The sequence below is a fragment of the Desulfonatronovibrio magnus genome, assembly GCF_000934755.1.
Classification (GTDB): domain Bacteria; phylum Desulfobacterota; class Desulfovibrionia; order Desulfovibrionales; family Desulfonatronovibrionaceae; genus Desulfonatronovibrio; species Desulfonatronovibrio magnus.
Genome location: NZ_JYNP01000015.1, coordinates 29,983 through 48,085, shown reverse-complemented (window position 1 = coordinate 48,085; position 18,103 = coordinate 29,983). Strand labels below are relative to the sequence as shown.

General features: G+C 45.4%; 12 protein-coding genes. 8 read left to right on the top strand and 4 right to left on the bottom strand.

All coding sequences use genetic code 11. The features are described from left to right. Nucleotides 1-315 precede the first annotated feature (315 nt). The 7 genes from LZ23_RS01195 to LZ23_RS01160 all read left to right on the top strand — a co-directional run bounded on the left by LZ23_RS01195 (nucleotide 316) and on the right by LZ23_RS01160 (nucleotide 12,758). Nucleotides 316-2,706: a methyl-accepting chemotaxis protein gene (locus tag LZ23_RS01195; protein WP_045210873.1), complete on the top strand. Its 2,391-nt coding sequence runs from the start codon at nucleotides 316-318 to the stop codon at nucleotides 2,704-2,706. Between the two features lie 212 nt (nucleotides 2,707-2,918). Further along, the gene (locus LZ23_RS22090; protein WP_052507010.1) at nucleotides 2,919-4,340 is read left to right on the top strand and encodes a hybrid sensor histidine kinase/response regulator; all 1,422 of its coding nucleotides are present in this window, start codon (nucleotides 2,919-2,921) and stop codon (nucleotides 4,338-4,340) included. Nucleotides 4,341-4,401: 61 nt separating this feature from the next. Continuing rightward, nucleotides 4,402-7,239: an intermembrane phospholipid transport protein YdbH family protein gene (locus LZ23_RS01185; RefSeq protein WP_045210871.1), complete on the top strand. Its 2,838-nt coding sequence runs from the start codon at nucleotides 4,402-4,404 to the stop codon at nucleotides 7,237-7,239. Nucleotides 7,240-7,273: 34 nt separating this feature from the next. Continuing rightward, nucleotides 7,274-7,501, top strand: a complete 228-nt coding sequence (locus tag LZ23_RS01180) for a hypothetical protein (RefSeq protein WP_045210869.1) — start codon at nucleotides 7,274-7,276, stop codon at nucleotides 7,499-7,501. Between the two features lie 168 nt (nucleotides 7,502-7,669). Next, on the top strand, nucleotides 7,670-8,071 hold the full coding sequence (locus tag LZ23_RS01175) for a YdbL family probable chaperone protein (RefSeq protein ID WP_045210868.1): 402 nt from the start codon (nucleotides 7,670-7,672) through the stop codon (nucleotides 8,069-8,071). A 439-nt stretch (nucleotides 8,072-8,510) separates the two neighbouring features. Further along, nucleotides 8,511-10,676, top strand: a complete 2,166-nt coding sequence (locus tag LZ23_RS01170) for a TRIC cation channel family protein (RefSeq protein WP_269745150.1) — start codon at nucleotides 8,511-8,513, stop codon at nucleotides 10,674-10,676. 177 nt (nucleotides 10,677-10,853) lie between these two features. After that, nucleotides 10,854-12,758, top strand: coding sequence for an O-linked N-acetylglucosamine transferase, SPINDLY family protein (locus LZ23_RS01160; protein ID WP_045210864.1), 1,905 nt, complete (start codon nucleotides 10,854-10,856; stop codon nucleotides 12,756-12,758). Between the two features lie 255 nt (nucleotides 12,759-13,013). On the opposite strand, the gene LZ23_RS01155 is transcribed toward LZ23_RS01160, so the two are convergent. From LZ23_RS01155 to LZ23_RS01140, 4 genes are all read right to left on the bottom strand, one after another. Further along, nucleotides 13,014-14,546: a PAS domain-containing sensor histidine kinase gene (locus LZ23_RS01155; protein WP_045210863.1), complete on the bottom strand. Its 1,533-nt coding sequence runs from the start codon at nucleotides 14,544-14,546 to the stop codon at nucleotides 13,014-13,016. A gap of 96 nt (nucleotides 14,547-14,642) precedes the next feature. Continuing rightward, on the bottom strand, nucleotides 14,643-15,047 hold the full coding sequence (locus tag LZ23_RS01150; RefSeq protein ID WP_045210861.1) for a response regulator: 405 nt from the start codon (nucleotides 15,045-15,047) through the stop codon (nucleotides 14,643-14,645). 88 nt (nucleotides 15,048-15,135) lie between these two features. Then, nucleotides 15,136-15,900 carry a hypothetical protein gene (locus LZ23_RS01145; protein WP_157493068.1) on the bottom strand — a complete coding sequence of 255 codons (765 nt, stop codon included), beginning with the start codon at nucleotides 15,898-15,900 and terminating at the stop codon, nucleotides 15,136-15,138. Nucleotides 15,901-15,908: 8 nt separating this feature from the next. Further along, complete coding sequence (locus LZ23_RS01140; RefSeq protein ID WP_052507008.1) at nucleotides 15,909-17,444, bottom strand: glycosyltransferase family protein; 1,536 nt, start codon at nucleotides 17,442-17,444, stop codon at nucleotides 15,909-15,911. Nucleotides 17,445-17,495: 51 nt separating this feature from the next. On the opposite strand from LZ23_RS01140, the gene LZ23_RS01135 reads away from it, so the two are divergent. Continuing rightward, entirely contained in the window at nucleotides 17,496-18,083 is a 588-nt protein-coding gene (locus LZ23_RS01135) for an RlmE family RNA methyltransferase (RefSeq protein ID WP_045210858.1), read from the top strand. Nucleotides 18,084-18,103 lie beyond the last annotated feature (20 nt).

Below are 18,103 nucleotides of genomic sequence, written 5' to 3'. Positions count from 1 at the left end.
AAAGTGTAAATTGACTTAGTTGATAACTGTAATTTATTTTGGTACGATTAAAGGCATTAAAAAAGCCTTGCTTTGGTATGAAATTGTTGATAGCTTTAGTTCACTATTTCACAAGCGATCATGCTGTCATGTGCCTCAATTGGGTGGCAGGGACCGAACCTGTGAGTAACCGTGCTCATAAGTGGAGCCTGCATGCTGCAGGCTCCACAATGATTTGAGCCGGAATATAAAATGCACTTGACTTTCATCAGGATAAGGCTGATTGCGAGTAAAGGATTAATATTCACAAATATTGTAATTTCGGGAGTTTAGGTCATGAAAATTTCAATTTTCTGGAAACTGATGGGCATGGTTGCCATAACCGTTATCTTGCTTGGATCTGCAGTTTTTTTTACCACAAAACACTTTGTAACCCAGGGGTTTGACGAGGAGTCAGCCAGAAATATTGAAAACTTCCAAACGGCCATGGCTCATGAGATCTCTGATTTGGAGCATTTTTACAAGAGTATAGCCTATATTGTGGCTCAGGACCTGGAAGTAGCTTCAGGTATTGACTCCGGTACGACTGTTTTTCTTCGTGAATATTTAAAAGAAATCATGAATGAAACTGGTGCTGAGTTTATAACTCTTTCCAATACTCAGGGCAAAGTAGTGGCAAGAGGGCATTCCGACAAAAGTGGTGACAGTGTTCTGGATCAGTATAACGTGCAGCAGGCCTTGCGGGGGCAGCCCACTGTCGGGATAGAAGAGGGTACTGTGGTCAAGTTTTCCCTGCGTGCAGGATATCCGGTAAAAATGTTTGACCGGATCATTGGAGTGGTCACTTTGGGAATGGACTTCAGTTCCTACTCTTTTGTAGATTCCTTCAGGGAAAGACTGGGCGTAGAAACCACAATCTTTGAAAATGACACCAGGCTGGCTACGACCATCAGGCGAGACGGCCAGCGAGTGGTAGGGACCAGAATGGATAATCCACAGGTCATCGAGACCGTGCTCCGAAGATCAGAAACCTTTCTGGACAGGAATGTGATTCTGGGCCGAAATTATGACACTGCCTACTGGCCCATTAAGGATATTCAGGGAAACACTGTGGGCATGTACTTTATTGGCGTGGAAAGACAAACCCTTGAAAATGCTATCTGGGCAACTCTTTCATCAATTCTCTGGATGAGTCTGATCATCGGAGGTATAATGCTGGCAACCGGATACTTTTTTGCCAGAGGAATATCAAAGCCCCTGAGCAGGGCAACTGCATTTGCCAAAGATATCTCCAACGGCAAGCTTGATCACAATCTGACCATCAAAAATAAAGATGAAATAGGAGACGTTGCTGCTGCCTTGAATCAGGTTCGCCAAAGCATAACCGGAGTAATTGATGATCTCGGAGAGGTTACCGACAAAATCAAGACCGGTCGTATTCTAAACAGGTGCGATACAGCAAAATACAGTGGCCAGTATGCGTCCCTTGTGGCGGATGTAAATAATATGGCGGACGTCCTTGTCAGTTACATCGACAAAGCTCCAAATCCCATCATGATCATCGACAATGAATATAATGTGCTGTATATGAATAGCGCCGGATTAGAGGCGAGTGGCGGAGACAGGTCAGCCATTTTGGGGCAGAAATGTCATGATATTTTTAATACATCCGACTGCAACACCCCCAACTGTGCATGCGCCAGGGCCATGTCCTCCCAGGCAGTTGAAACATCCGAAACAGAGGCCCGCCCTCAAACCGGAAATTTGGATATCAGTTATTCTGCCATGCCTGTTTTTGATCATGACGGAACAGTTGTAGGCGCTATGGAATTTATTACGGATATGACCGCCATTAAAGCAGCACAGCGCAAGATGGTGGATGTGGCTCAAAGCGCCAACGAGGTGTCTGAAAGGCTTTCATCTGCTGCTGAAGAGTTGTCAGCACAAGTGGAGCAATCCAGCCGAGGGGCTGAGGAACAGAAAGAAAGAGCCTCTGAGACAGCTACAGCCATGGAGGAAATGAATGCCACAGTCTTAGAAGTGGCCAAAAATGCTTCCAGTGCAGCTCAAGGTTCGGACCAGGCTCAGCAAAAGGCCCGCAAAGGTTCGCAGGTAGTAACGCAGGCAGTAACAGCGATTAATCAGGTTCATGAACAAACAGGGAAAATGAAAGCTGATCTTGATGATCTGGGCAGGCAGGCTGAACAGATTGGTAAGATTATGACAGTCATTGAAGATATAGCAGACCAGACCAATCTCCTGGCATTAAATGCAGCTATTGAAGCGGCCAGGGCCGGTGAGGCGGGCCGGGGATTTGCTGTGGTTGCTGACGAGGTGCGCAAGCTGGCTGAAAAGACCATGAATGCCACCAAGGAGGTTGGGCAGTCCATATCCACTATCCAGGAAGGAACAAAGGCCAATATTGAAGGCATGGATAAAGCGGCTCAGCTGGTGGAAGAGGCCACCTCGCTGGCCAATGAATCCGGTGATGTTCTAAGTGAGATCGTGGGATTGGTGGAAGAGGCTGCAGATCAGGTACGTTCCATAGCTACTGCTACAGAGGAGCAGTCAGCTGCGAGCGAAGAAGTAAATAGAAGTATAGATGACATAAATCGAATTTCAGCAGAAACCAGCGATGTTATGAATCAGTCAGCCCAGGCCATAGGAGATCTGGCCCGGCTTGCCACGGAGCTGCAAAATCTTATTGAAAGACTGAGGGAGAATTGATAGCCTTCTTACTCACCGGCAACATGGGTAACTGAAGCGGGCTATGACTTTTGCCCGGGTTCCCATGCTCTGCGTGGGAACCCCTTTCTGACGCTGTGCGTCCGAAAGTAAACATAATGAGGTGGAGCAGATACTTATCTGGTTGGCAGCGGCAACCTATCACCAGTCCGGTACAGTCTTGCAAATGTCTGTATCCGGACTTTTTTACTACCATGAATCACTCACATGATCAGCTCAAGAAAATGACCGTTCTTCTTGTTGAGGATGATCCAGCAACACTGGTCTCGCTGGCAACCTTTATCAAGCCAAGGGTTAAAGAACTTTATACAGCGTCCAACGGCCGGGATGGCCTTAATCTATACGATACCCGGAAGCCGGATATGGTTATGGCTGATATGATCATGCCTGTTATGGATGGGATCGAAATGGCCATAGGTATAAGGGCGATAAATCCTGATGCCATCATTATCCTCATAACCGGGCTCAGTAATGAATATTCCCTTAGAAGAGCTCTTGAGCTTATTCCAGACGCTTTTATTGAAAAACCAATCAATTTCAAAAGATTAAGAGGTGTCATGGGCCAGATGGCAGCACGCATTAAGGCGTCCATGCAGGTCCGAAAGGAGCGTGAACTCAAAGACCTTATTCTCAACAGCCTGCCATTGCCAACAATGCTGGTCAGCGCCGCATCTGAACGTGTTATTTTTGCCAATCAGATGGCTGAAAATCTTGGCATCAAAAGTGGCGATGATCTTTCCGGACCTTTCTTTTCCCCTGAAATAGTCCAGGATATGAAGCCTTATCCTGAGCAGGAATGCTGCGAGCAGTCTTTTGGCGAGGAAGTTTATGCTTTTGGCAAGCCGTGGCAGGTGAAGATTACGCCGGTCAATAAGCAGATTTTTCTGTTTACCGCATTGGATATTACCTGGCAGAAAAAGCTTGAGAACCTCAGGGAGGATGTGGACCGTATGACCAGGCATGACCTGAAAACCCCTCTTAACGGGATTATTGGGTTGCCCGATATTTTACTGCATGACTCAAACCTGACAGACGAGCAGCGTGAAATCATCGAAATGATCAAAAAGTCAGCTCTGAATATGCTGGATATGATCAATCTCTCTTTAGATCTGTTTCGTATGGAGCAGGGTAACTACGAAGTAGAGCATCAATCAGTGGATATTGTAAAAATAGTTGACTCCATCAAAATGCAGTTAAAGAACAGCCTTGATTCCAAGGCAATGAAAATTATCATCAGGAAAGAAGGTAAACAGGTAGAGAATCTGGACAGTTTTTTTGTCATTGGGGAGTATCTTCTTGTTTATTCCATGCTGGCCAATCTCATCAAAAATGCCATAGAGGCGTCTCCGGAAAATGAGTCTATTATAGTGGACATGTGTCGAGACAAGGAATACTCTGTAATTATAATCAATAACAAGGGCATGGTACCGGAAAAGCTGAAGCATTCGTTTTTTGAGAAATACACTACATATGGCAAGGTTGGGGGCACAGGACTTGGCACCTATTCTTCCAAGCTTATAGCCCGTACCCTGGGCGGCAACATAACCATGACATCTTCAAAAGAAAGGGGTACAAGCATTCGAGTAACCCTGCCCGGCGAAAAGACTTTTCACTAACGCCTGAGACTCATGCCGGGCTTCTAAAGTGAGCGGGTCTTTCTGTGAGTGTTTACTAACCATGAGTAAGGATAATGAAGGCAACAAAAATGGCTTAAAAAAAGTTTTAATAACAGGGGCAATCTTTGTGCCCCTTATGGTTGCCCTTTTTTTGCTGTTTGCGCCGACTCTTGTGGAAAAGATCATCATGAGTCAGATGCGTGCTGCCGGGCTGATTAATCCCCATGTTTCGGCCCTGTCTATTAACCATAAGGGTCTGCATCTCAAAAATCTTTCTACACAAACACCTTCTCTTCACATCGATTTTGTTTCCATTACCTATTCCTGGCAGAGTCTGCTGCAGGGGAAGGTTAATGAAATATTTATTGCCGGGCTTGTTTATGATCTGAAATACGCTGAGGGTCAGATTGAGACCGGCCTTCCTGATCCTGCTCCTGAAGATCCCACCCTGGAAAAAAGCTTTTTCCTGCCTTTTAATACTCTGCAGCTCAATTCTTCGTCTCTAAGGTTTGATTATCAGGGGGCTGTGGTGTCGTTTCCTGTGGATGGTACAATTGCAACTACAGACAACCACATTGTAAATCTCAATGCCCGGACCGAGGTAGCCCATGTTCCGATTATGATCAATGGTCAGGCGGATATCAATACCCTTGAAGCAGACCTTGCCGTGCAGATTTTTTCCAGGGATCTTTTTGATTCAGAAGCTTTTGTTGAACCGGATATGTTTCAAGCCGGTTTTAAGCTGAATGGACACCTTGATGCCGATGGCCGATGGAAGGGCAAAATCCAGGCCGGGCTTCAGGCCCGTAATCTTGATTTTACTGCCGGGAAAACTGAACTTGGTCTTGAAAAAGGGTCTTTTCTGGTTGAGGCAGTTATAGATGATGAGTTTTATTTTGAAGAGTTAGATATTGATCTGCGTCTCTACGGGCTGGTCGTGGGTGAGTATATGGCAGAGCATATTGCGCTGGCCATTGCTCAGCAAGGGGCTGTATTGTCTGCTGTCTGTGGGATAAGTAAACCATTCAAGGCACATCTGAACCTGAACGGAGAGCATGGCTCAATAAATGAACTGTTTGATTCTGGATTTCATGGTCGTTATGAATGGGAAGCCGGTCTTGAGGCAGGCCAAGAGTTCCTGAGTCGATTTGGTCCTTATGCTGCAGGGGTTTCAGGCAATCTTGAAGCCAGCCTGCAAGGCTCTTTTGAAGGGCACTACAAGGGGGCGAACTTTGCTGATCCTGGATGGGGAGTTGACGTAAAGCTTAGCCGGATGGATCTAAAACCTATTGATATAAATTTGCCTGATTATGGCTTGCGGATATCTGGTTTAAAAATCAGCGCACCCCTTGAGGCAAAGGTCGGCCCGGATATATTAAAGACTCAGCTGGGGTCCCATGTTTTTGTTGATGCTCAGGAAATCCAACTGCACCAGGCTTATCAGGATTTCACTTTGGGCAGCATGAGCTTTTCAGTTCAGGGCAATGCACTGGCATCGCAGCAAGAAGATGGTGATGCAATGATCTGGGATGTGACCTGGGAACTTGAGTCAACAACCGGCGTCCAACTTGATGCGCATGATATAAAGGGGCGCATGAGATCTCTGAATATTGCAGGCAATGCATTTAAAAAGCCCCATCATGCTCTGGCGGTAGACGCAGAGGTCCGGGCCGGGATTGATGAGCTTGCGCTGTCGGACTATGATATTCGCCTTGAGAACATCAAAGCTCATATCCCTGTGGGACTGGGTGATGTACATAAACGCTCAGGTACGTTTTCTGCGGGGAACATTATTCACGCCGGAATGGACTGGCCAGGTCCTGCAGGCCATGCTTCTGTATATGATTATGAACTTCAAGCCTCGGGAAACTGGGAATTTCTCTCAACTGCCGATATGGACTTCACCTTAGACTTAGTGGCACAACCGGGCAAGGTTATGACGGGAAATGTGCAAGCCACTATTCCATGGTTTGAGTTTCCGGACAAGGCTTTGCTGGACTCACTGGTCCCGGCCTTGAAGGACTATAATATCACCGGGCAGGCCATGCTGGAGGCTGCCATGATATTGGACGGGGCGCAGATTAAGCCTTATGCGGTTATTATGGTTCGGGATGCATCCATAAACAACAGGCATATGGATCTGGATGTATCAGGTATTGGCGGCAAGGTGGTTATAGATGATTTTTTTCCCTTGACCACACCGGGCAATCAGCGCATAGATATAAACAGGCTCAGTATGGGGCAAATTACCCTGAAAAATGGTTTTGTAGTCTTCAGGTTAGAATCACCCGAAAGACTGTTTATTGAAAAATCTACCTGGGAGCTTTTGGAAGGCGGATTTGTGGCCACTTATGCATCCAGATTTGATCTGGAAGCCATGAGTGCTGATTTTGAGCTGATTTTTGAGGATATTGACCTTATAAAACTGATTGAAGACTTAAGTGATCAGAAAGTAGTGGGCAGCGGACTTGTGTATGGGAGGGTACCCCTGCAGTATACCGATGACAGAGTAACTATTGGCCGTGGATACCTGAATTCTGTGCCGGGGAAGGGACGACTCGGCATCCGGGATGAGGAATGGCTTGATATGCTTCTGGGTTATGTGCGCGAGGCCATGGCTGGGCACGAGTACCTGAGTACAGTCACACAGCGCTTAGAAATGGCTTTAAGGGATTTTGAGTATAATTTTTTGACGGTTGGATTGATTCCAGGCATTATTGATACCAGAGCAAGGATTGAACTTCGCGGGACAGGTCTTAAGGGAGATCCGCCCCAGGAAGTGGGCAGCCTGGTCATAAATGTCAATGATCTTGGCGAGATTGTTAATCGGGTCCTCCGGTTTCAATTGACTAAGGATGAGTCCATTGAAAGGGCTTTGGATGATCTTTTTGATTTTTGATTTTATGCCCAAATAATACAAACAGGAGAATACCATGCGAAAATTTATCGTTCCAGGGATAACAGGCATGCTGCTTATGTTTTTAAGCGCGTGCACTCAACATCATGTTACTGCTGATACCACACACAGGGTTGAGATAGCGCCCATTCACGTGACAGTGGACATTAACCTTAAGGTTCAGAGAGCTTTGGATGATGCGCTGAGCTTTCAGGGTGATATGAGCGATATCTTTACTGAAGAAGAACTGAAGATGCTGCAGTAATCTAATGTGGGCTGGGCCCGCCACCCAATTATCTTTTATTTGTTAATTGTTATCAGGGTAAGGCAGTGAATTCAGGCTTTTGTTCTTCAACAATTAACAGTTAACAATTTCTTGTTTTTTATGACAGGGTGTCAAGAGTAAATAACTAATTATAAAGAGAGGTTAGTGATGAAAAAAAATCTTTGGAAATATTTCTGGGCTGGCTTGCTGGTATTGTTTGTTAGTGTAACCATGAGCGCGTATGCTCAGAATAAGGATCAGATCACAGCAAGTATGCGTGACAGACACCCCAGCCTGCTTGATGCCAAGAACAGAGGACTTGTGGGAGAGGCCTGGACCGGGCTGGTGGCACTTGTTGATGCTGGAGCTCCAGGGGATGTGCAGGCTCTCGTAAATGCCGAAAATAATGACCGTCGGGCATTGTTTCAGATTATTGCAGCTGAAACAGGTACCTCGGTTGAAGAAGTTGCCCGGCAAAATCGTATCCGCATGTATCGCCTGGCTGAAGACAGCCATTTTATCCAGGACCAGAACAGACAATGGGTAAGAAAACGGGATATAGGCAATTAGTATTCACCCGGAAAGTCATTCTTTCCGGGTGAATACTACTAATGCGGGCTGTGCTCACAACCCCAAAAAAAGACATTTTAACCGCCCGTTCGAAGACTCACTCAAGACGCAAAGAGCGCAAAGGAAGAAAGAAGTTTTTTAATTTGCCGGGGAACCCAGTTAAACCCGTCTGCGACGGAGACTACGTCTGTTCAACAAGGCATGCGGCAAATTAAAAGGCAGTCTTTTTGAAAAACTATGCCCCGTTTTCAGAAAAAATATCTTCTTAATTGTCTTTAACTTTGAATCCTTCGCGTCTTTGCGGTTCATTTTTTTGTTTTTATGACAGGGTTTCAGGAGTAATTTCAAATTATGAATCTCAGTACTTCTTCTTTCCCTGCCTGCAGAACATGGCTGATTACCAGCCTTCTTATTTGCACACTGTTTTTTTCCATTACTTATACCTCCTTGCCACGCTCAAAACCCCACTCCAGTCAGAGAACTCGCCAGCGCGTGGTACAATCGTCCTCCCTATCAAATGCTGCAGCAACGTGGCGGTTACAGCTTTGTTACCGGGCTTGAAATCCAGGCCGCTCAGGAAATTTTCGGCAATGCCGGGTATCAGATTGTCTTTGACAGCTTGAGCTGGTCGGATATGCTGGCCAAGCTCAGGACCGGCAGCATCGATTTTGTCATGGGTGCTTATTATGACAAAAAAAGAACTGAGTACGTTCATTACTCAATTCCGTATCGCTATGAGAGAAACGCGGTTTATGTTCATGAAAGCATTGCCCGCAAGGCTGACAATGTCGACACAATGGATGGGCTTCTAAAGTTTTTGTCTGCAAACGAGCTTAGGATGGCTGCCATTGGTGTAATTGAAGATTATGTATACGGCTCGGATGATTTTGCCCGGTTTCTCAGATCACCACCGGATCATTTAGAGTTTGTTCCGTCCAGAGGCTATAGCGAGAGCATGAATCTTATTCTGCAGGGATATGCTGATTTTTTTGTAGCCAACCCGGTTATAGCCGACAGAATTCTGGCCGAAACAGGTGCTGGTAAAGAAATTACAAGGCTCCCGGTTCAGTTTCCTCAAATCCCTGTTCACGTGATGTTCAGCAAGGCAACCATCACTTTAGAGGAAGTGGAGAGTTTCAATCAGATTATTGACTCCATGGTGCAGGATAATCGTTTCAGATCGCTGCATATTGAGTTTCTCCTGCCTGTTTACCTCGCCATAACCATGGACCAGTCCTGGTTTCATCTGCTGACCATGCTGGGGATTGCTGCCTTCAGTTTTTCCGCGGTACTTCTGGCCCGTAAAGAACGTTACAATCTTGTGGGAGCCCTTGTTCTGGCCATCCTTCCAGCCATTGGTGGAGGTGTGCTCAGGGACATCTTTCTCGGGGCCGACAAGGTTTTTGTTCTCCATACTCCTGCCTTTATGCTGGTGGCTGTTGCAGTGGTCATATTGTCATTTCTATGTTTTAAAGCCTATGACTGCCTGATGCTCAAGTTCAGAAAGAATTACAGCAATTTGGACAAGCTCACCCAGAAGCATTTGGAAGGCATGTTTAATCGTTTGTTTAAATTTTTTGATGCCTGGGCAGTGGCTACCTTTACCATTGTCGGGGTCAACGCGGCAGTGGAAAGTCAGGCTGGGCCATTGTGGTTGTGGGGACCTGCCATGGGCGCTCTGACTGCATCAGGCGGGGTAGTTCTTCGGGATATTGTGCGGGCTGACTACAACATTGAAATGCTCAAGCAGGATTCATACGCGGAAATATCAATTCTGGGCGGCATTGTTTATACAGGTACGCTGCTGCTGATGCCCTATGAAATAAATCCGGGGGATATTTTTTACCTGACCATGTTCATGATCGCACTGCTTTTTGCGGCAAGATTTATAATATTATGGATAGGATTTAACAATCCTCTTCAATTTGGTGCTGCTCATACTCATCCTGATGCCCGCATGAAAGAGTTTGAAGAGCTTGAGCCTTCATTATGGAAGCTGATGACTGAATATTTTACAGAAGACAGTGAAAGCAGGGCCATGCCCGTCAATTCGGCCCGGGCAGAAAGTTTGCACAATCAGTTTCTTTATCTTGGCTCCAACTTGAAGGAATCACTGGCAAAGGCAGCAGCAGAGCCATTAAGCAACCAGAGCATGCGCAATTATATTCAGTGCAGGGCGCGTTTGAAGATTGCACTGGATGCAGAAAATATTGTCTACTTGTATGTTACGCAAATGCTGGATGCTGGAAACCAGGTGTCTGATAAAGCCAGGCATTTTCAGCAGCTGATTGATGAAAGTCTCAAGGGTTTGATTGAAGCTGCTCAATGGGCCATTGAATCAGGAGAGCCTCTTGATTTTACCATGCTTGAAGGTCTGACACTCAGTCATCATAAACGATTTAATGAGATACGGTCCAGATATGGAGAAGGCGACCCTGACTACCGTGACCACTCCCTTCAGACTGCACTGCGAGCCACCCATAAGATTGAAAGGATTACTTACCTTTTGGGAGATTATGTGCTTTTACGTCTTTCCAAAAAAGAGACAGGAGCTGGTGGCGTATCCAACAGGAAGGTTCACAATATGTTGTCAAAAAACACATGATGGTCAATGAGGAAAGCCTCATCCTGCCAGCTTAAACAAAGTGTCTTAAGGGTGATGCTGGATGAGATCCGGTGGCTTCGGTGGGGAAAGGATCCATCCTGGTGGTGCAGGGGCTTTGTCTGAGTTTTGGGATCGGAATTTGCAAAAGCTTTGTAAAACTTTACAAGGCAGGCAAATATGTCCCAGTCTAACATTTCAAGATCTTTTCTACATAGCACAGTTGCTGACAGCGAGAGAATAGTCCCTTTTCCAGGAAATTATCCACAGGAAAGCAGAGTGGCCCAGCTTAAAAAAATGAGCATGCTCATCTGGTTTCGTACCAATGTTGTGGATAATCTTTTGCAGCTGGGGGTTAACCTTCATCAAGCCGGAAGGCTGGCAGAAGCAGGCAGCGCTTATGAAGCAATCTTGTCTTTTGACCCTGAGCATCCTCATGCATTGCATCTTTCAGGTGCGCTGCTCAGTCAAACCGGTCATAACAATGCCGCTATCAAACGCCTTAAACAGGCCTTTTTATTTCTTCCGGAAGATCCCGGGGTGTTGTCCAATCTGGCTGTGGCCTATAAATGTGCGGGCCGTCTGAAAAAAGCAGTACTTCATTATCAGCGGGCACTGTGTTTACGTCCTGATTTCCAGCCGGCATTAAAAGGACTATACCGAGTTTGTGTCATTCTCGGGGATATGGCCCATGAAAAACATCGACGCAGAGAAGCCCTGGCATGGTATGAGCTTGGTTTGAAATTCACAGAGGATAAGACTCATCTTCTTAACAATAAAGCCATAATTCTTCAGGAAATGGGCTGTATAGACGAGGCCCTGGAATACTTTCGCAGAGCTCTCATCGAATCCTCAAGCAATCCACAAATATTCAGCAACTACCTCCTGGCTGTACACAATCACCCTGAAACAAGGCAAAAAGAATACTTTAGTCTGGCAAAGAAGTATGATCAGGGCAGGAGCTCAAACTATCAGCAACAAGGGTTAACAAAGACTTATAAAAAATATCCCATCAAACTCGGATACATTTCTGGTGACTTCAGCGATCATGCTGTAAGTACATTTATTATGCCCCTGTTGCAAATGCACGACCCTCAAAAGGTTAAAGTAACCATTTTTTCCAACGGGATTATGAAAAAGTCTGATCTTCGTCCCTTGCGCCGCCTGAATATGACAATACATGATATTCATCACTTATCTGACCATCAGGCTTTAAGCCTGATACGCAATCAAAAGCTTGACCTCCTTGTGGATCTTTCAGGGCATACTGCCAGAAACCGTTTGCCGGTGTTAGCCAGGCGAGCGGCATCCAAGCAGGCTGTTTGGCTTGGATATTTCAATACCACGGGATTGCATGCCATGGATTATCTGCTGGCAGATGAGCGGTGTTGCCCTGAAGGCAGTGAAAAATGGTATTCAGAAAAAATTATGCGTTTGCCTAACAGTTTTTTCTGCTATACACCCAATAATTCCGGTCCTGCACCTTCTCATTCCCCATGTCTTGCTGGAAAACCATTTACATTTGGGTGTTTTAATGAAACAAATAAGTTGAACTTAGAGTTAATAAAGCTCTGGGCTGAAATACTGAATCGCGCGGAAAACTCTCGCCTTTTGCTTAAGGCCAAACCATTGGCAGACAAGAGTGTGGTCGGGCGATATCGTAAAGCCTTTGCCTCATTTGGAATTTCGTCAGATCGACTAATGTTTGAAGGTGCAAGTCCGCATAAGGCATATCTAAAAAGATTCAGGGATGTTGATCTTTGTCTGGATCCCTTTCCCTATAATGGTGGGACTGTAACCTGTGACTCCCTGTGGATGGGAGTGCCGGTTTTAAGCCTTGCCGGCGAAATGATGGTCAGTCGTATGGGTTTTTCATTGCTGCACGCAGCAGGCCTTAGAGAATGGGTTTGTTTTTCGAGAGAAGAATACATTCAAAAGGCGGTATACATGGCTGCAGCACCTCAGATGCTGGAGCGCATGAGAAAAAATATCCGACAAACCATGGCTTCCTCACCATTATGTAATGGCAAGCAATTTATGAGGGATTTGTTGCGCAGTTATTGCAGCATGCTTGGCATGCCATGACCCCTGAGTGCGAGTTTAGAGGCGCACCTGATAAAACTTCCGTTATCAAAACTATTGAGCATGTTGCCAGGTGAACCTGCATCCTGATTTGTTTTCTGTTGCTGCAAACCCCCCACATGAACCAGAAAGTCAATTTCTTGTTTTTTATGACAGGCTTTCAGGAGTAAGTTACTTAGATTCAGGATTAGATAACGCTGATGATCAGTAAACCGCGAAATTTCATGCCATTCTACCCGATGCAAAGGAACTTTGGAATCAGTAATCCTCTCTAAGCGGGAGTATTACATAGACTGCCGTGCCAACTCCGGGGCTGCTTTCAAGGCAAATGCTTCCATTCATAACTTCCACCAGGCTTGCCGCAAGAGAAAGCCCAAGTCCTGCTCCTTCAGAATTCTGATAGTTTTCAGACAGCATGAAGGGCTTCAAGAGGTCATACTGTACCTCTTCAGAGATGCCGATGCCAGTATCAGTAATGCTGAAAAGGATATGGGCAATACCGTTTTCAGACTCAAAAACAGGAAATATTTCAACACTGACAGACCCTGTTTCTGTAAAATGTACAGCATTATGCAGTAAATTGTATAAAATCTGCTGGATACGTTCAGCATCTCCCACAAGTTGGTCAGGGATGGACTCATCAATAGAGCTCTCTATGATCAAATCCTTTTTTTGGGCGATATTTCTTAGTTGATGGTAAATATTGTCGTAAATTTCTGAGAAAGTGAAGGTGGCTTCGTCAAGTTCCAGCATGCCTGATTCAGCCAGGGATAAGTCAAGAAGATTGCTGAACACTGAAACCAGGCTCTGGGCTGTAATCATTGCAGAAGTCACATGCCTGGCCTGCTCGGGGCCGACAATTTCTTTTTCCAATGCTGCGAGTCTGTTCAAGGTTTGCTGTGTGGTTAACTGCATTTGCTGCAGCACACCCACAAGGAATTCAGACTTGGTCCTATTGGCGCTTTCTGCCTCTTCTCTCGCTGTGATTAGCTCTTCTTCAGCATTTTTAATATCAGTGATATCGCGAATAATGGCCAGGTAATGTTTGGGACCGCATGGGGCCATTCTGCTCTCATAGTGTTTTAACTCATTTCCAAGAGGAATTTCGTAAAAAAAAGGTGGTGTTGCTCCTGTGATAGAGATGGTTTCAATTTGCGTCATGGCAATTTCAGCGATTTCAGTGGGTAAAACCTGGTGGACTGTTCGGCCCAGAAAAAAAGCCTGCTCAGCGATTAATGGGTGTTCCTTGCCGAAAAAATCAATAAATTTACCATTATCATCCAGCAGGAATATGATGTCAGGCAGGGCACCTAAAAGATTTTTATATCGAGATTCCTTGAGAACAAGAGATGCCTGATCCTTTTTGCGCTGAATAATGGATGAATCAAGCATGCTTTCTGTTCTTTTCTGTGAGCTTACATCGTGAAAGAAATACAGGCATGCTGCCTGACCGTTCCAGAGAACAGGCACACAGGATGAATCGAGCCAGATTGATGCTCCAGACAAGGAAAATGCTCTGAAGGATAAACGGGTTTTGAGTCCTTGTCCTGAATGATGTCTGTTCAGAGTTTTCTGAAATTCAGCAAGATCGTCAGGGTGAACAAAATCGTCAAGTTTTCTAAATGTCAGTTCGATCTGGGAGTGGCCCAGCACTTTGCTGAAATAATTATTGCAGTAGACAATTTTTGAATTATGAAGGATGGCAACAGCTTCATAGGTTCTGTCAAAAAGATTTGTCAGCACTAAATCCTGCTGGCCGTGAGAAAAGTCATAAATAGCAGAGTTTTTCATAATATCAAGCTCGCTGGAGTAGACAGATATCTGAACTACATCGGATTGTCCTTATCCGGCAGGGGCGAAAAAGTTTCGTCCCTGCTGGATGCTGGTTCAGGGCAACTCCAGAAGGTGCAGGTCCTGAAGAACCTCCAGTACCTTATTTTTAGAAAAGGGTTTGGTAATGTAACCATCAGCCTGGCCACTTGAGAAGGCTTCAGTGATACTTTTGGAGTCAGACAGGGATGTGGTCATGACAACTTTGATTTCTTGACCAGGAGGCACCTGGAGTTTGCTTTCAATCTCACGGATGGCCATTAGAGCGCTGTGTCCATCCATGATGGGCATCATGATATCTAACGCTAACAGGTCATAGGGTGCCTGGTTTTCATGGGCCTCGCGAAAAATGTTGACTGCTTCCAGTCCGTTTTCCACGCTATGGCACTGAAAAAAGGGGGAAAGAATTTTTTCCAGCAGCATTCTACTGGTTAAATCGTCTTCAACAATAAGTGCTTTCATAACAACTCCATTGAAATTATCTCAGTAGGGTTTCAGGATTTCCAGGTAAACCACCTTTTTCTATATCCTGATTATTTTGCAGCTTTATTTATTGCATCAAAAACTCAGAAAGCCTGCCCTGCTGACGAAACGGGGTAGTTTGTCCAGCCAGAGTATAGCTGCCCTGGACCAGATAAACTGAAGCCTGTAGATTGTCATAGTTGAGGGCAACATTGCCGGCCAGGGAAAAATCAACGGGTCCAGTGCCTTCAAGCTTTGCTATTTCCAAACGTGCTTCATGCAGTTTTGCATCGAGATCAAAACTTGTAAGCACAGGATCACTGTCTATATTAATACCCTGCTTGCTACCCGCGCTGATACTGCCTTGAACAGGCAGCCACGTTTCTTTTGACACCAGCATGTCAATATCAAACCATACATGGCCACTTAACTCCCGGTCAATAAAAATTGTTGCAAGATTTATTGCTCCTGTGGATTTGATAACAGGACCGCGCTTTAATGCTATTTGAAGTTCCGGGCCGGAATCTACGGTGATGTTTGCAAGAGGAGAGAAACCCAGGCTTAAGCTGACCCTGGGAAGGACAAACTTTTCTCCTGCTATATTGAGTCTGACATCCAAAAGCCTTGCAGAGAAGAGTCCGGCTTCATCCAGATTGTAACTGCTGATAATGTTTAGCTCTTGAACGTGCAGGCGATTGAAAAGATTTTCCCAGATAATGTGTTTTGGAAAAAACAAGGTCAGCCCCAGCAAAAGGCCTGCACAAAATATGAGAAACCCTTTAATCAGGGCTGCTGGAGACAGTCGAGATGAAGAAGACTTGGAAGTGGGGGAATGGACTGATTTGTTTTTCATTGGAGCTATCATTTTGTTTGCAGACTGGATGAAGCACACTGGATGTCAAGGTGTTTCAGTACAGTAGCAATCCTGTTGGCGTAAGTATGTTCTGCTCTGATGATGCGGTAAAATTTCCGTCCGAGTTGTGCTCGGTATTTCTCATCGTTATATGTCCTCTTCATCTTGCTTAACATTTCATCAATTGTGGAAAAGCTTATTTCAGATGCCAGGCCTTGTGGAAAAATATCAAGACCTGGTGTTTTGTCCGTCAGAAGCGTTCCTCCAGCTGCCCAGACATCAAAATGGCGCTGGGTCAATCCTCCTGGCATGATCATGTTAGTCAGGTTAAGGACGCAGCGCGCAGAAGAGTATATGGCCGACAATGGCCCGTAGTAATCAACCTCGCCCCTTAAATGGATTCTGTTAGAAACAATGTCTTGCCATCCCTTATCTCCAAACACGGTCAGGGGATAGTGCCTGGCCAGCATATCAAGGCAGACTTTTTTCCAGTGCAGTCCGCTTTGCGAAGCACCCAGGCCGGTTTGTCTGATAAGATTGCCGGGCCAGCAGGGTGCATTTAACTTATCATTCCACCAGGCAAAGTCAGGACGTTGCCCCTTGAGCATGATGTCTCTCGCGATATTTTCAAGCTCAGGATTTCTTTGCACTGCAGAAAAAAAAGAATCGTGTTCAGGAAACGAGCTTCTGCCCACAAACACAATCTGTTGATTGAGATCTGTTACTGCTGGTCTTTTGGACATATAGAATCCTGGTGCAGCCGCGAGAGGCAAATGGCAGGTGTGCTTTGCTCCCAAATCTTGAAGCGGTGGGATAAACCACTTGTCAGTAACGAAAATATGGGCTCTGGTCCAATAGCTGCCTCTGATCCTGGTGAGCAGGTGAAAGGGATTGTCTACCATCCAGATGGCCATGGGAATACTATGTCTGTCTAAAAGGGCAAAGTTTTCACCATATGAATCCATACCCTGCAGATTGACACTCAGTGCAAAAGCTGGTTCGGTCTGGCTAAGAAATATGTTTAAATTCTCAGGAGAAACAGCGGAAGGCAGAAGTACAGGCTCAAAACCCATGCTGCCCAGTTCCCAATAAAGTTCAGGAATGAGAAGCGATTGCTTTTCTCCAAACAGGATGACCTTGCCAGGAGCGGGATTGACGGATTTGGATTTGTTTGCGGCTGTCCTGATTTCAGCCAGAATATTAGTCCAGAACCATGGAAAGCATTTTAAACCGGGTGTGTAGAGAATTACTTTCAGATGGTTCAGGGGTAACGAGGAAAGCTCGCCGGGTTGCAGGCGGATGAGCCATGAAGGTATTTGTTCTGTCCAGCCCTCAGGCATTGCTGCAATAAATTCAGGACACTCCAGATAGTAGCCTTTTTGCTCAAAATTTTTGGATAAAACAGTGGCAGGTTCGGGCCCAAGACCAAGATACAGGGGTACACTGCCTTTAGAGAGGGTTTTGAAGTTGCCAGGAGCGGAACTGACGCTTCTATGGATTCCGATCTCTGTTTTTATCTTTACAGTTGCTGGTCGGTCAGGCATAATAGTGTATTGGTGATTTCCGTTGTTTGCTTACTCAAGGGCTTTAATGACATGAAAAAATATCAGGATCAATACTTTAAAAAGGCCAGGAAGGAAAATTATCCTGCCAGGTCAGTGTACAAACTTAAAGAAATGGACAAAAAATTCCATCTTTTTTCCCCTGGACTTAAAGTTCTGGATCTTGGAGCAGCACCAGGTTCATGGACATTGTATGCTGCTCAAAAGGTGCAGGATAAGGGCCTTGTTGTAGCTGTAGACCTGCAGAATACGGACGTGTCTTTTCCAGGGTATGTTGTATTTATCCAGGGAGATGTTTTTGATCCCCAAGCTGAAGCCGCCAGAATCATTGCTGACCATGCGCCGTATGATCTGGTAATGAGTGATATGGCACCCAGAACTACGGGCATAAAATTTACAGATCAGGCCAGGTCATTCAATCTGGCTATGGAATCCCTTTACGCAGCGAGACAACATCTTGGCCAGAGTGGATCATTTATTACCAAAATTCTGGAGGGACCTGATATTCAGGAGTTACAGAAAGAAATGCGCTCCAGCTTTAATAAGGTTAAACATTTTAAGCCCAAAAGCTCCAGGATGGAAAGTAAGGAAGTTTTCTTGGTAGGCTTGGAGCTTATATGAAATGTGCTTCCAGGCTGAGG

Coding starts and splice junctions, on each gene's coding strand:
- LZ23_RS01195 (WP_045210873.1), top strand. CDS start 316: ATGAAAATTTCAATTTTCTGGAAACTGATGGGCATGGTTGCCATAACC.
- LZ23_RS22090 (WP_052507010.1), top strand. CDS start 2,919: ATGAATCACTCACATGATCAGCTCAAGAAAATGACCGTTCTTCTTGTT.
- LZ23_RS01185 (WP_045210871.1), top strand. CDS start 4,402: ATGAGTAAGGATAATGAAGGCAACAAAAATGGCTTAAAAAAAGTTTTA.
- LZ23_RS01180 (WP_045210869.1), top strand. CDS start 7,274: ATGCGAAAATTTATCGTTCCAGGGATAACAGGCATGCTGCTTATGTTT.
- LZ23_RS01175 (WP_045210868.1), top strand. CDS start 7,670: ATGAAAAAAAATCTTTGGAAATATTTCTGGGCTGGCTTGCTGGTATTG.
- LZ23_RS01160 (WP_045210864.1), top strand. CDS start 10,854: ATGTCCCAGTCTAACATTTCAAGATCTTTTCTACATAGCACAGTTGCT.
- LZ23_RS01155 (WP_045210863.1), bottom strand. CDS start 14,546: ATGAAAAACTCTGCTATTTATGACTTTTCTCACGGCCAGCAGGATTTA.
- LZ23_RS01150 (WP_045210861.1), bottom strand. CDS start 15,047: ATGAAAGCACTTATTGTTGAAGACGATTTAACCAGTAGAATGCTGCTG.
- LZ23_RS01145 (WP_157493068.1), bottom strand. CDS start 15,900: ATGAAAAACAAATCAGTCCATTCCCCCACTTCCAAGTCTTCTTCATCT.
- LZ23_RS01140 (WP_052507008.1), bottom strand. CDS start 17,444: ATGCCTGACCGACCAGCAACTGTAAAGATAAAAACAGAGATCGGAATC.
- LZ23_RS01135 (WP_045210858.1), top strand. CDS start 17,496: ATGAAAAAATATCAGGATCAATACTTTAAAAAGGCCAGGAAGGAAAAT.